Source organism: Kitasatospora sp. NPDC023120, assembly GCF_055560835.1.
In genome coordinates, this window is record NZ_JBVHHY010000003.1 from 422,722 (window position 1) to 435,791 (window position 13,070).

At 74.5% G+C, this 13,070-nt stretch carries 12 protein-coding genes; 8 read left to right on the plus strand and 4 right to left on the minus strand.

The window, feature by feature from the left end; all coding sequences use genetic code 11:
* The first annotated feature begins 43 nt into the window (after positions 1–43).
* Positions 44–1,090 carry a C40 family peptidase gene (locus ACZ3TI_RS06855; protein ID WP_465724158.1) on the plus strand — a complete coding sequence of 349 codons (1,047 nt, stop codon included), beginning with the start codon at positions 44–46 and terminating at the stop codon, positions 1,088–1,090.
* Between the two features lie 173 nt (positions 1,091–1,263).
* On the plus strand, positions 1,264–2,304 hold the full coding sequence (locus ACZ3TI_RS06860; RefSeq protein ID WP_465724160.1) for a hypothetical protein: 1,041 nt from the start codon (positions 1,264–1,266) through the stop codon (positions 2,302–2,304).
* A 9-nt stretch (positions 2,305–2,313) separates the two neighbouring features.
* Here ACZ3TI_RS06860 and ACZ3TI_RS06865 read toward each other — a convergent pair whose 3' ends face one another.
* The gene (locus tag ACZ3TI_RS06865; RefSeq protein WP_465724162.1) at positions 2,314–3,684 is read right to left on the minus strand and encodes a glycosyltransferase 87 family protein; all 1,371 of its coding nucleotides are present in this window, start codon (positions 3,682–3,684) and stop codon (positions 2,314–2,316) included.
* A 238-nt stretch (positions 3,685–3,922) separates the two neighbouring features.
* Here ACZ3TI_RS06865 and ACZ3TI_RS06870 point away from each other — a divergent pair, with 238 nt between their 5' ends.
* Complete coding sequence (locus ACZ3TI_RS06870; protein WP_465724164.1) at positions 3,923–5,059, plus strand: glycosyltransferase family 4 protein; 1,137 nt, start codon at positions 3,923–3,925, stop codon at positions 5,057–5,059.
* Positions 5,060–5,121: 62 nt separating this feature from the next.
* Here the strand turns inward: ACZ3TI_RS06870 and ACZ3TI_RS06875 are convergent, their stop codons facing one another.
* On the minus strand, positions 5,122–6,915 hold the full coding sequence (locus tag ACZ3TI_RS06875; RefSeq protein WP_465724166.1) for an AMP-dependent synthetase/ligase: 1,794 nt from the start codon (positions 6,913–6,915) through the stop codon (positions 5,122–5,124).
* A 333-nt stretch (positions 6,916–7,248) separates the two neighbouring features.
* Here ACZ3TI_RS06875 and ACZ3TI_RS06880 point away from each other — a divergent pair, with 333 nt between their 5' ends.
* The 5 genes from ACZ3TI_RS06880 to ACZ3TI_RS06900 all read left to right on the plus strand — a co-directional run bounded on the left by ACZ3TI_RS06880 (position 7,249) and on the right by ACZ3TI_RS06900 (position 11,524).
* Positions 7,249–7,683 (plus strand): SRPBCC family protein, encoded by a 435-nt coding sequence (locus tag ACZ3TI_RS06880; protein WP_465724168.1) that lies wholly within the window; start codon positions 7,249–7,251, stop codon positions 7,681–7,683.
* A gap of 24 nt (positions 7,684–7,707) precedes the next feature.
* Positions 7,708–8,880: an ArsA family ATPase gene (locus ACZ3TI_RS06885; protein WP_465724170.1), complete on the plus strand. Its 1,173-nt coding sequence runs from the start codon at positions 7,708–7,710 to the stop codon at positions 8,878–8,880.
* Positions 8,881–8,973: 93 nt separating this feature from the next.
* Positions 8,974–9,462 carry a DUF5304 family protein gene (locus ACZ3TI_RS06890; RefSeq protein WP_465724172.1) on the plus strand — a complete coding sequence of 163 codons (489 nt, stop codon included), beginning with the start codon at positions 8,974–8,976 and terminating at the stop codon, positions 9,460–9,462.
* A gap of 192 nt (positions 9,463–9,654) precedes the next feature.
* Entirely contained in the window at positions 9,655–10,599 is a 945-nt protein-coding gene (locus ACZ3TI_RS06895; RefSeq protein WP_465724174.1) for an ROK family glucokinase, read from the plus strand.
* Positions 10,600–10,714: 115 nt separating this feature from the next.
* Positions 10,715–11,524 carry an endonuclease/exonuclease/phosphatase family protein gene (locus tag ACZ3TI_RS06900; RefSeq protein ID WP_465724176.1) on the plus strand — a complete coding sequence of 270 codons (810 nt, stop codon included), beginning with the start codon at positions 10,715–10,717 and terminating at the stop codon, positions 11,522–11,524.
* Here ACZ3TI_RS06900 and ACZ3TI_RS06905 read toward each other — a convergent pair.
* Both ACZ3TI_RS06905 and ACZ3TI_RS06910 read right to left on the minus strand, forming a co-directional pair.
* On the minus strand, positions 11,521–12,261 hold the full coding sequence (locus ACZ3TI_RS06905) for a hypothetical protein (RefSeq protein ID WP_465724178.1): 741 nt from the start codon (positions 12,259–12,261) through the stop codon (positions 11,521–11,523). The genes ACZ3TI_RS06900 and ACZ3TI_RS06905 overlap by 4 nt on opposite strands.
* A complete protein-coding gene (locus tag ACZ3TI_RS06910; protein ID WP_465724180.1) occupies positions 12,254–13,048 on the minus strand; it encodes an alpha/beta hydrolase in 795 nt (264 codons plus the stop codon). The genes ACZ3TI_RS06905 and ACZ3TI_RS06910 overlap by 8 nt, the downstream gene beginning before the upstream one ends.
* Positions 13,049–13,070: the final 22 nt, after the last annotated feature.

Genomic DNA, 13,070 nt, shown 5'->3' on the forward strand with positions numbered 1-13,070 from the left:
TGGAGCGGCGGCGGGACCGCGCCGCAGGATTGGAGCCGCCGCCGTGCCCGTGCACCGCCGTTCCCAACTGCTCGCCCGTGCGCTGGTGCTGACGGCGGCCGCCACCACCGTGCTGGGCGTGGCGACCAGCGGCAGCGCCCGGGCCGCCCCCGGCAGCCCGGACCCGGCGGACCGCAAGGACGTCAAGGCGCAGGTGGAGCAGCTCTACGACGAGGCCGAGCAGGCCTCGGAGAAGTACAACGCGGCCCAGGATGCGCAGCGGCGGCTCCAGGGCGAGGCCACGATCCTGCAGGGCGAGATCGCCGTCGCCCAGGACCAGCTCAACGAGCTGCGCGGCGACCTGGCGACCGTGGCCGGGGCGGAGTACCGCGGCGGCGGGATGACCCAGACCGCCCAGCTGATGCTGTCCCCCGACCCGGAGGGCTACCTCGCCCGCGCCCGCACCCTGGGCCAGGCCTCGGAGCGGCAGCAGGAGACGCTGCACGAGCTGGTCACCCGCCAGCGCCGGCTCGACCAGCGGCGGATCGAGGCGACCGGCAAGCTCGCCGAGCTGGACCAGGCCCGCCGCTCGCTCGCCGACAGCAAGCAGCAGATCCAGCAGCGGCTGGACGCGGCGCAGAAGCTGCTCAACAGCCTGCCCGCCGGAGAGCGGGCCCGGATGGCCGCCCAGGACGCCCGGGACGCCGAGCAGCGCGCCACCCGCGGCACGGACCGGCTGGACCTCGGCTCCGCCCCGCCCGCCTCCGAGCGCGGTGCGGCCGCGCTGGCCGCCGCGGTGCGGATGGTCGGCTCGCCGTACGTCTACGGAGCGACCGGGCCCCGCGCGTTCGACTGCTCCGGTCTGATGTACTACAGCTGGCGGCAGGCCGGAGTGACCCTGCCGCGCACCTCGCAGGCCCAGGCGTACGCGGGCCAGCGGATCAACCTCTCCGAAGCGCGACCGGGAGACCTGGTGATCTTCTACCGGGACATGCACCACGTCGGCATGTACGCCGGCGGCGGTGTGATCGTGCACGCCCCCTACCCGGGCGCCAGGGTCCGCTACGAGAGCGTCAACGCCATGCCGGTCTCGGGGGTGGTCCGGCTCTGAGCGCGTCGCCGTCCGGCCCCTCCCGCGACCCCCACCCGGTAGACCGGCCCCGCCGCCTGCTGTCCCGGCGGGGTGCGCTGCTGCTCGCGGCAGGCGGTCTGGCCCAGCTGTCGCTGCCGCCGGTCGCCCCCGCGGCGGCACCCGTCCGGCAGGCGGAGGACCGGCGCGGTGAGGTGGCCGCCGTGCTGGCGGAGCGGGCGCGCTCGCTGCCCGCCCGGTCGGGGGTGCCGGCGGCCGAGGCGGCGTACCGCAACCTGGTGCTCGCCGCGGGCGACGGGCCGGACCGGCTGACCGCCGCGGCCGACCTGGCGGTGCGGATCGCCGGGTACGACGACCACCCCGTGGTGTACCCGCGCCGGATCGGGCTGGTCCGGACGGAAGCCGGCTGGCGGGTCGAGCGGGAGGAGAGCGCGAGCGGGCCGCCGGCGCTGTGGGACTTCGGGCCGGTACGGCCGGTGCCGGGCGCGCGCTGCCTGGTGCTCGGGTCGGCCGACGGCTCCGACCCGGCCGGGCTCGCCGCGGTCGGGGACAAGGCGCTGCCCGCCGTCGAGGAGGTCTGGGGCGGCGGCCGGCTCGGCCGGCTGCTGCTCGAACTGCCCGCCACCGAGGAGCAGTTCGCCCGGCTGCTGGAGGCCGACCCGGCCGACTGGGCGGACATGGCGGCGGTCACCGTCGCCGCCCCCGGCGCGCCCCGGAACACCCCGGCGGACCGGGTGCTGGTCAATCCCGAGGCGTACGGGCGGCTCAGCGACTTCGGCCGCCAGGTGGTCGTCACGCACGAGGCCACCCACGTCGCGACCAGGTCCGACACCCGGGCCTGGACGCCGCTGTGGCTCTCCGAGGGCGCCGCCGACTGGACCGCCTACCGCGACTCCGGCCGCAGCCCCCAGCAGATCGCGCCCGAGCTGGCCCGGGACGTCGCCGCCGGGAGACTGCCCACCGAGCTGCCCGAGGACCGGGACTTCGCCGCCGGTGCCGCCGGCATCGCCCAGGCCTACGAGCAGTCCTGGCTGGCCTGCGAGCTGATCGCCCGCCGCTACGGGCCGCAGCGGCTGGTCGCCTTCTACCGGGCGGTCGGCGCGGCCGACGGGCCGGACGAGGACCGCGAGCGCCGCACGGACCGGCTGCTGCGCGCCGAACTGGGCGTCGGCCTGGCCGAGTTCACCCGGCTCTGGCTGGGCGAGGTGGCGGCGCTGAAGGACCGGGACCGATAAGGGGTCTGCTCAGCGCCGCTGTTCGGCCGGGGTGCCCGGGTGGTCGATGCCGTCCAGCAGGTCCTGCTCGTACGCGATGCCCGGGCGCACCGGGTAGCCGGCGGCGGGCAGCGCGGCGGGCTCGCGGTCCAGCACCACGGTCGCCGGCAGCGGCGCCTCGCCGCGGGTGGAGCGCCAGAGCCGGACGCAGGAGAGCACGGTCGCGGCCAGCAGCAGCAGGTTGCGCAGGGCCAGGACGGTGATCGCACCGGGGTCGCTGGCCAGGACCTGGGTGAACATCGTCGGGAACTCGACCAGCGTCAGCGGGCAGGCGAGCAGGATCAGCAGCGCCACCGGCCGCTGGCTGGTGCCGCGCACGGTCAGGCAGACCGCCGCGACGCCGATCAGCCAGACCAGGTACTGCGGGCTGATCACCCGGCTGGTCACCACGAAGATCAGCAGCGCGCACAGCGCCGCGTCGTACATGGTGGCCGCGTTGCGGCGCTTGGAGGTGAAGCGCCACAGCAGCAGCCAGAGGAAGCCCAGCACGGTGCCGGCCATCATCACCTTGCTGACCACGCCGACCCACGGCCCGAGCATCTCGGGGGAGCCGTAGTTCATGGTGACCTTGCCGTCCCAGCCCCCGGCGATCCGGGCGAAGTGCAACGGCAGCGCGCCGACCGACTCGACCTCGATACCGCGGTCCTTCTGGAAGGCCAGGAAGTCGAAGGCGCCGTTCATGCCGGCCGCGAGCAGGAAGCCGGTCGAGACGGCGGTGGCACCCGCCAGCGTCCAGGAACGGCGGGTACGGCGGCCGGAGGGGGTGCCGATCAGGCCGAGCAGCGGCCAGACCTTGACGATGCCGCCCAGGCCCAGCAGCAGCCCGCCGACGGCCGGACGGCGGATCAGCGCCAGCAGCCCCGCCAGGGCGACCGCGGTGACGATGACGTCGAAGCGGTTGTAGATCATCGGGCCGAGCAGCGGGACGCCCGCCACCCACATCCAGGCGCCGGTCAGCGCCCGGCCCCGGCGCAGGCCGGTGCGGACCAGCAGCGCGGTCGCGGCGGCGTCGGCGATCCCACAGATCACCCAGAACGAGACCAGGTACGACCAGGGCAGCAGGCCCGGCAGCAGGATCACCAGGGCGGCACCCGGCGGGTACTGCCAGGTCACGTCGTCGAACGGGAAGGTGCCGGTCTGCAGCACGCCGTACCAGGCGTGGTAGATCATCCACACGTCGGCGGTGACGTCGCCGCCGGGCGACTTCAGCACGCCGGTGATCAGCAGCACCAGCAGGGTCCGGGTGGCCACCCAGGTCGCGCCGAGAGCGGCGAGCGCCCCGAGCGGGCGGCCGAGACGGCCGCGCGAAGAACCGGGCTCGGTGGCCGGGGCCAATTCCACTGCGCTCCCTCGTTCGTCTCGGACGTCCTCACCGGAGGCGTCGTACCGACGGACGCCCGGGCCGCGCTCCGTCGTCGGCGGCCCTGGGGCCGGTCTCCGGACCCAGGTACTAGGACTGACCCGGGGGTCAAACGGTTGCCGTGCGCGCTTCCGTTCCCGGCGGGTCATGGTGTTGACCTATCGTACGGATCACCCGGCGGTACACCGCGCACCCCCCGACCGAACGAGCCGTGGCCTGATGCACAGAACCTTGATCGTCACCAATGACTTCCCGCCCCGCCCGGGCGGCATCCAGGCCTTCGTGCACAACATGGCCGTCCGTCAGCCCGCAGGAAGCATCGTGGTGTACGCCTCGACCTGGCGGGACGGCAGCGAGGTGGCGCGCTTCGACGCCGAGCAGCCGTTCCCGGTCATCCGGGACCGGACGAAGGTGATGGTTCCCACACCCCGGGTCACCCGGCGGGCCGCCGAGATCCTGCGCGCCGAGAAGTGCGACTCGGTCTGGTTCGGCGCCGCCGCCCCGCTCGGCCTGATGGCGCCCACGCTGCGCCGGGCCGGGGCCGGGCGGCTGCTGGGCATGACCCACGGGCACGAGGCCGCCTGGGCCCAGCTGCCGGTCTCCCGGCAGCTGCTGCGCCGGATCGGCGCGGGCACCGACGTGCTGACCTACCTGGGCGAGTACACCCGCTCCCGGATCGCCGCCGCGGTCGGACCGCAGGCCGCGGCCCGGATGGTGCAGCTGCCGCCGGGGGTGGACGAGACGACCTTCCACCCGGGCTCCGGGGGCGCCGAGGTCCGCCGCCGGCTCGGGCTGGCGGACCGGCCGGTGGTGGTCTGCGTCTCCCGGCTGGTGCCGCGCAAGGGCCAGGACACCCTGATCGAGGCGATGCCGCAGATCCTGGCGGACGTGCCGGACGCGGTGCTGCTGATCGTCGGCGGCGGCCCGTACCGGGCGGACCTGGAGAAGCTGGCGGACGCCAAGGGCGTACGGGACTCGGTGCGGTTCACCGGCTCGGTGCCCTGGGAGGAGCTGCCCGCCCACTACGGCGCCGGGGACGTCTTCGCGATGCCCTGCCGGACCAGGCGCGGGGGGCTGGACGTCGAGGGCCTGGGCATCGTCTACCTGGAGGCCTCGGCGACCGGCCTGCCGGTGGTCGCCGGGGACTCCGGAGGCGCGCCGGACGCCGTGCTGGAGGGCGAGACCGGGTACGTGGTGCCCGGCGGCTCGGCCCCCGCGGCGGCCGAGCGGATCGTACGGCTGCTGCGCGACGAGGAGCTGCGGCGGCGGATGGGCGAGGCCGGGCGGCGCTGGGTGGAGCGCTCCTGGCGCTGGGACCTGCTGGCCGGGCGGCTGACCTCGCTGCTGGCCGCGTAGTACGGCGCCGGGCCCCGTCTCCTCCCCGGGGAGGAGACGGGGCCCGGCTTCCGGTGCTGCGGCTACTTCTTGTAGAGCGCCTCGATCTCGGCCGCGTAGTCCTTCAGCACGACGTTGCGCTTGAGCTTCAGCGAGGGCGTCAGGTGGCCGCTCTCCTCGGAGAACTCGGCGTCCAGCAGGCGGAACTTCTTGACCGCCTCGGCGTGCGAGACGGCCGCGTTGCCGTCGTCCACCGCGCTCTGCAGGGCGGCCAGCAGGTCCGGGTCCTCGGCGAGGTCGGCGACGGTCGCGGCGGCGGGCTTGCCGTTGAGCTCCTTCCACTTCGGGAAGAAGTCCGGGTCGACGGTGACCAGGCAGGCGATGAAGGGCTTGCGGTCGCCGACCACCATGACCTCGCCGACCAGGGCGTGGGCCCGGATCCGGTCCTCGATCACGGCGGGGGCGACGTTCTTGCCGCCGGCCGTGACGATGATCTCCTTCTTGCGGCCGGTGATCGTCAGGTAGCCCTCGGAGTCCAGCGAGCCGATGTCGCCGCTGGCCATCCAGCCGTCCTTGAGGGTGTCGGCGGTGGCCTGCGGGTTGTTCCAGTAGCCGGTGAAGACGTGCGGGCCCTTGAAGAAGACCTCGCCGTCCTCGGCGACCCGGACCGAGGCGCCGGGCACCGGCTGCCCGACCGTGCCGATCTTCGGCTTGTCCCACGGGTTGAAGGTGGTGGCCGCGCAGGTCTCCGTCAGGCCGTAGCCCTCCAGGACGGTGAAGCCGATGCCCCGGTAGAAGTGGCCCAGGCGCTCGCCGAGCGGGGCGCCGCCGGAGATGGCGTGGGTGGCCCGGCCGCCGAGGGCGGCGCGCAGCTTGCTGTAGACCAGCTTGTCGAAGACCGCGTGCTTGAGCCGCAGGACCAGGCCCGCGCCGCCGGCGTCCAGCGCCCGGCTGTAGGCGATCGCGGTCTCGGCGGCCTTGTCGAAGATCTTGCCCTTGCCGTCGGCCTGGGCCTTGGCACGGGCGGTGTTGTAGACCTTCTCGAAGACTCTGGGCACGCCCAGGATCAGGGTCGGCTTGAAGGCGGCCAGCTCGGCGGTGACGTCCTTGATGTCCGAGACGTGGCCGAGCTTGATCGGGGCCATCGCCGGGGCGATCTCGGCGATCCGGCCGAGCACGTGGGCCAGTGGCAGGAAGAGCAGGACGGAGCTCTCACCGGTGCGGAACAGCGGAGTCAGGCGCTCGACGACGTTGCCGCACTCGGCCATGAAGTTGCCGTGCGTCAGCTGACAGCCCTTCGGGCGGCCGGTGGTGCCCGAGGTGTAGACGATGGTGGCGATCGAGTCGGAGTCGGCGGTCCCGCGGTACTCGGCGACGGTCTCGTCGGAGACCTCGCGGCCGGCCTCGGCGAGCGCGGCGATCGCGCCCTGCTCGATCTGCCAGGTGTGCTTCAGCTCCGGGAGGCGGCCGCGGACCTCCTCGACCACCTTGCGGTGCTGGTCGGTCTCGGTGAGCACGGCGACGGCGCCGGAGTCGCCGAGGATCCACTCCACCTGCTCGGGGGAGGAGGTCTCGTACACCGGCACGGTGATGGCACCGGCCGACCAGATCGCGAAGTCCAGCAGCGTCCACTCGTACCGGGTCCGGGACATGATGCCCACGCGGTCGCCCGGGCGGATGCCGGCGGCGATCAGGCCCTTCGCGGCGGCGTGCACCTCGACCAGGAACTGGGCGGCCGTCAACTCCTGCCACTGGCCGTCCACCTTGCGGCTGAGCACCGCGACGTCGGGGTGCCGCTCGGCGTTCTGGTGCACGAGGTCGGAGAGGTTACCGCCGCTCGGTACCTGGTAGAGGGCCGGAAGGCTGAAGTCGAGCAAGACTGCTCCTCGTTCGCGACGCTGCGGGACGGCAGGACGTTACTGCCCGGTAGGCAGCTTCGACCAGGGGGGTCGGCCCCGGTGTTCGAAGTGTCACACCCGGCCGGGTCCGACCAGGCCGTGACCGGGTCGTTCGAATGGCACCCTACGGCAGCCCGTGCTGACCGGGCGGTAGCGTGGGTGATTATCGCCCGCTCGCCTCCGCGTACGCCCGCCCGGCAAGGCCCGCGCCGTCGAGCCGATCGCCGGTCGCGATAGCCTGCTCCGGGCGGACCGGGCCGAGCGCGCCCCGGCCGGACCGGCAGGCAGAGGGACGACGCGGAGGGCCATTCCATGGCGGAGCACACCAGGTCGAGCATCACCATCGACGCGACCCCGGCCACGGTCATGGCCGTGATCGCCGACTTCGCCGCCTACCCGGCCTGGACCGGCGAGGTCAAGGAGATCGAGGTCCTGGAGACCGGCGAGGACGGCCGCGCCGCCCAGGTCCGGCTGCTGCTCGACGCCGGTGCCATCCGCGACGAGCACGTCCTCGCCTACACCTGGAACGGCGACCGCGAGGTCGGCTGGACCCTCGTGCGCAGCCAGATGCTCCGCTCGCTGGACGGCTCGTACACCCTCGCCCCGCTCTCCGGCGGCCGCACCGAGGTGACCTACCAGCTCGCCGTGGACGTCAAGATCCCGATGCTCGGCATGATCAAGCGCAAGGCCGAGAAGGTCATCATCGACCGCGCCCTGGCCGGGCTGAAGAAGCGCGTCGAGGGCTGACACGGCGGAACGGGGGCCGACGGCATGACGGCGACACGCACCATCCTGGTCAGCGGCGACGCGGGCGCACCCGCGGTGGCCGCCGCCACCGCCCTGCACGCCGCGCGGCGCGGCCACCGCACCTGGCTGCTGGCGGCCGACGACCCGCACCGCGCGCTGGACTCCGCCCTCGGCACCCGGCTGGAGCCCGAGCCGCTCCGGTACGCAGCGGGCCTGACCGTCTCCCGGATCGACGAGCAGGCCGCCTTCCGCTACGCCGTCGGCGAGCTCACCGGCCGGCTCAAGCCCGCCCTCGACCTGCTCGGCGCCGAACAGCTCGACCCCGAGGAGCTCACCGCCCTCCCCGGCATCGCCCGGCTCGCCCTGCTGCGCGCCCTGCCCGCCGCCGACCAGGACGTCCTGGTCGTGCTCGCCCCGCCGCCCGCCGAGCTGATCGCCACCCTCGCCCTGCCCGAGCAGCTGGCGCGCTACCTGGACCGGCTCGTCCCCGAGCAGCGGCAGGCCGCCCGCGCGCTGCGCCCGCTGCTGGCCGGACTGGCCGGGGTCCCGATGCCCGCCGACTGGCTCTACGAAGGCCGAGGCAAGGCCGCCGCAGCGCTCGCCGAGTCCCGCGCCGCGATCACCGACCCCGGCACCAGCGTGCGCCTGGTCGTCCCGGCCGACGGCCACCCGTACGAGGAGCTGCGCCGGATCCGGGCCGGGCTCGCGCTGTACGGGCACCGGCCGGACGCGGTGGTCGTGCACGGCGCGCTGCCCGAGGCCGCCGCCTCCTCGCCCGACCCCTGGCTGGCCGCGCTGGCCCGCCGCCGGCAGGAGGAGCTGGCCGGGCTCGCCGCCGCGACCGACGCCCCGGTGCTGGTCACCGGTCTCGCCGAGGCCACCCTGGAAGCCGTCGCCGACCGCCTGTACGGGGACGGCCCCGGGCCCGAGCGGCTCGACCCGTCGCCCTGGACGGTCGAGGACCGGCTCGCCGCGGAGGGCCTGCTGGTCTGGCACCTCGACCTGCCCGGCGCCGACCGGGCCGAGCTGGACCTGGTCCGCCGGGGCGACGACCTGGTGGTCGGCCTCGGTGCCCACCGCCGGGTGCTCTCCCTGCCCTCCGCGCTGCGCCGCTGCACGGTGGCCGGGGCGGGGCTGCAGGGCACGGTGCTCTCGGTGCGGTTCGCGCCCGACCCTTCGCTCTGGCCGCAGGGCTGACGGGCCGTCCGGCCTTGCCGGGCCAGGTGGCCGGTCGGGTAGCGTCGGGCCGGAGGGCCGCGGGGTGCGGCCACGGCCGAGGAGGCGCCCGCGATGACCAGCACCGACGACCGCACCGAGCCCGCCGGGGACCGCACCGATCACGCCGGGGACCGCACTGAGCCCGCTGGGGACCGTACCGAGCCCGCCGGGGACCGCACCGAGCCCGCCGGGGACCGTACCGATCACGCCGAGCAGGCGGATCGGGCTGACGGGCAGGCTCACCCGTTCGGGCCGGAGCTGGGCCCGCTGGTGGACGAGGTGCGCCGGTTCGCGGGCGCGCTCGGCGAGAAGGCCCAGGAGGCCAGTGCCACCACCCTGATCACCCTGTCCGGTCTGGCCGACCGCCTGCGCACCCAGCAGCCGGAGGTCTACACCCACCTCGCCGCCGCCGGCTCCGGGATCGCCGCCGCGGGCGTCGAGCTGCTGGCCGCCTACCGCGCCGCCGTCGCCGGGCACGAGAGCCGCTGGACCGCCGGGCAGAGTGCGGCCACCGAGAAGATCGACCTCGACGGGCCTGACGAGCCGTCCGCCAAGCAGTGAAACCGTAACTTTCGGAGGGTGACCGCGTTGCTCTCGTGCGTCACGAAGAAGGAGATTAGATACGACTTTTGAAGCATTGCGGCCCGGTTGTCCCGAGATTGTCTTCGGATAATGTATGCGAGGGTGGTGACGGGGGCAGGGTTGGGCGGTACCGTTCCGTCCAGCGGGAACGAGTGAATAGCTGAGGGACACATGGCTCTGACCATCGGCGTCGATGTCGGCGGGACCAAGATCGCGGCAGGCGTGGTCGACGAGGCGGGCGCGATCCTGGCCCGGACCAGGGTGCCCACCCCGGCCGACCCGCAGTGGGCGGTCGACGCCATCGCGCAGGCGGTGCGCGAGCTCAAGGAGCAGCACCCCGACGTCGCCGCGGTCGGCGTCGGCGCCCCCGGCTTCGTGGACGGCAACCGCTCCACGGTGATCTTCGCGCCCAACATCGACTGGGAGAACGAGCCGCTGCGCGGCCGGATCGAGGAACTCACCGGTCTGTCCACGGTCGTCGAGAACGACGCCAACTGTGCCGCCTGGGCCGAGTTCCGCTTCGGCGCGGCCGCCGACCACCAGGACATGGTGCTGATCACCGTCGGTACCGGCATCGGCGGCGGCATCGTCCTGGACGGCCGGCTGCACCGCGGCCGCTTCGGCGTGGCCGGCGAGATCGGCCACCTCAACATGGTCCCGGACGGCCTGCAGTGCGGCTGCGGCGGCAAGGGCTGCTGGGAGCAGTACGGCTCCGGGCGCGCGCTGCGTCGATACGGCCGGGAGAAGGCGGCGGCCGACCCGGTGCGCGGCCGCCGGATGCTGGAGCTCAACGACGGCGTCGCCGAGACCATCCGCGGCATCCACATCACCGAGGCGGCCGAGGACGGCGACCCGCTCGCCCTGGAGTGCTACGCCGACCTGGCCGACTGGCTGGGCCGCGGCATGGCCGACCTCGCCGCACTGTTCGACCCGGGCGTCTTCGTGCTCGGCGGCGGCGTCTCCGACTCCGGCCGCCTGCTGCTCGACCCGGTCGCCAAGGCCTTCGAGCACTACCTGACCGGTGGTGTGCACCGCCCGCGCGCCGAGGTCGTCCTGGCCTCGATGGGCTCCGCCGCCGGCATCGTCGGCGCCGCCGACCTGGCCCGCACCCCCTGAGTAGAGCTCTCCCAAGCCCGCCGGCGGCGGTGCGACCGGGCCCCGACCAATCCCGGACGCGCCGTCGCCGTCGCATTACCGTCGTGAGGGTGACGACGTACCGGGGAGGGCCTCGATGACCGCCGCGACCACGACCGGAGCGACCGCGACCGCCGCGACCACGACCGGAGCGACCGCGACCGCCGCGGCCGTCGAACCGTTGCCGCCGGCCGGGCCGCGCCGGCTGCGCCTGCTCAGCTACAACATCCGCTCGCTGCGGGACGACCGGCGGGCGCTGGCCCGGGTGATCCGGGCCTGCGCGCCGGACCTGGTCTGCATCCAGGAGTCGCCGCGCTACTGGCGCCCCGAGGGCCAGGCGGGCCGGCTGGCCCGGAACACCGGGACGGTGGTCCTGGCCGGTGGCGGCCGCACCGCCGCCGGTCCGCTGCTACTCGGCCGGCCCGGCGCGGCGCAGGTGCTGGGCGTACACGACCGGCTGCTGCCCAAGACCCGCGGCCTGCACGCCCGGGGCTTCGCCACCGCGCTGCTGCGGCTGCCCGGCTCGGCACCGTTCACCCTGACCAGCTGCCACCTCAGCCTGGACGCCGAGGAGCGATACGGGCAGTTCGAGCTGCTGCTCGACCAGCTCGGGATCGCCGAACACGGCATCGTGGCAGGGGACTTCAACGAGCACCCGGACGGGCCGGGCTGGCAGCTGCTGGCCGCCCGGCTGCAGGACGGGTACCCGACCGCGCCCTGGGGCGGCGAGTTCACCTCCGTACCGGAACGCCCCTACCAGCGGATCGACGCCGTCTTCGCCACGCCCGGGATCACCGTCCTCGGCTGCGGGGTGCCGCACGGCCTGCCCGGAGTCACCGAGGCCGACCTGCGGGCCGCGACCGACCACCTGCCGGTGCTCGCCGTCCTGGAGATCCCGGAACGCTAGACCACCGCGCCGTGGTCCGGGTCCTCAGGCTCGTCCTCGTCGCGGTCCCGCATCCGGGCCACCAGGGTGACGAAGCCGCCGAGGAAGGCGGTGATCCCGACCCAGGCGGGCCAGCCCGAGATCTCCTGCCAGACCACGGCGTCGATCAGCAGCAGTGCCGGGCCGCCGAGCACGGCGAGCCAGGCGAACTTGGCGGTCACGTCGGCGGCGGGCAGCGGCGGGGGCTCCGGCGGGACGTAGTGGCCCTCGTCGGTCTCCTCGGCCAGCTCGAAGTCGCGCGGGCCCGCGGTGGCGGCCGGCAGCACCGGGCGGCCGGAGCGGGGGCGCGGCTGCGGGGCGAGGTCGGAGAGGTCGTCCGGCTCGCCGCGGCCGCCGGTGCCGTCCTTGTAGCCGCCCTTGAGCTCGTTCTGGGCGCGGAGGTTCTCGACCTCGGGCCAGTTGGGGTTGTTGAGGTCGACCGGGTCGTCGAACTGGGCGACCAGGGCGGCGAAGATCTCGTCCTGCTCGGCCTGGCTGCGCTCGGGCGCGCGGCGCGGCCGCGGTTCGGCGGCGTCCCCGCCGGCGTCCTCGGCGGAGGGGGGCGTCACGGCGCCGTCCGCGCCGGTACGGTCCGTCGGCGCACCGCCGGGGGTGACGCCGTCCTTCACCCCGTCGTCCCTCGTCGCGCCGTCCTCGCGGGGAGCCTCGTCCCCGCCGCCCGCCGTGCTGCTCTCGTGCACTTCCGGCCCTTCAGCCATGGTGATCGTCGGATTCGTCCCGGGTTGCGCCCGCCGCGTGCGCGGGGGCCAGCCGTCGGATGAAGTCCTGGCTGGCCGCGAATATTTCCGCCGCGTCGTGGTCCAGCGTCGCGACGTGGAAGCTGCGCTGGCACAGCCGCTCCGTCACGTCGGTCGAGGATATCCGGGCCAGCACCAGTTCCGAGTTGGCCGGCGAGACCACGTGGTCCTGCGGGCTGTGGAAGAGCAGCACCGGCTGGGTCACCTCCGGCAGGCGGTGCTGCACCTCCCGCCACAGCCGGCTCAGCGACCAGGCGGCGTGCAGCGGCGTCCGGTCGTAGCCGAGTTCGGTGGCCCCGGTCTTGGCGATGTCGTTGGCGACCCCGGCCGTGCTCGGGACGAGGTGGCGCAGCACCGGAAGCAGCGCACTCGCGGGGGTGTCCGAGCGCACCGACGGGTTGACCAGCACCAGCCCGGAGACCGTCGGTCCGTGCACCGCGGCCAGCCGCAGGGCCAGCGCTCCGCCCATCGACAGCGCGCAGACGAAGACCTGCTCGCACTCCTCGGCGAGGGCCAGCAGCTCGCGCTCGACCTCGGCGTACCAGTCCTCCCAGCGGGTGAGCTGCATGTCCTGCCAGCGCGTGCCGTGCCCCGGCAGCAGTGGCAGCGACACGGTGAACCCGGCCGCGGCCAGCTCCTCGGCCCACGGCCGCAGCGACTGGGGCGATCCGGTGAAGCCGTGGCAGAGCAGCACCCCCACCGGTCCGCCGCGGTGGCGGTATGGTTCGGCACCGGGCAGCAGCGGCATGGCGGACTCCTTCGCGGGCGGG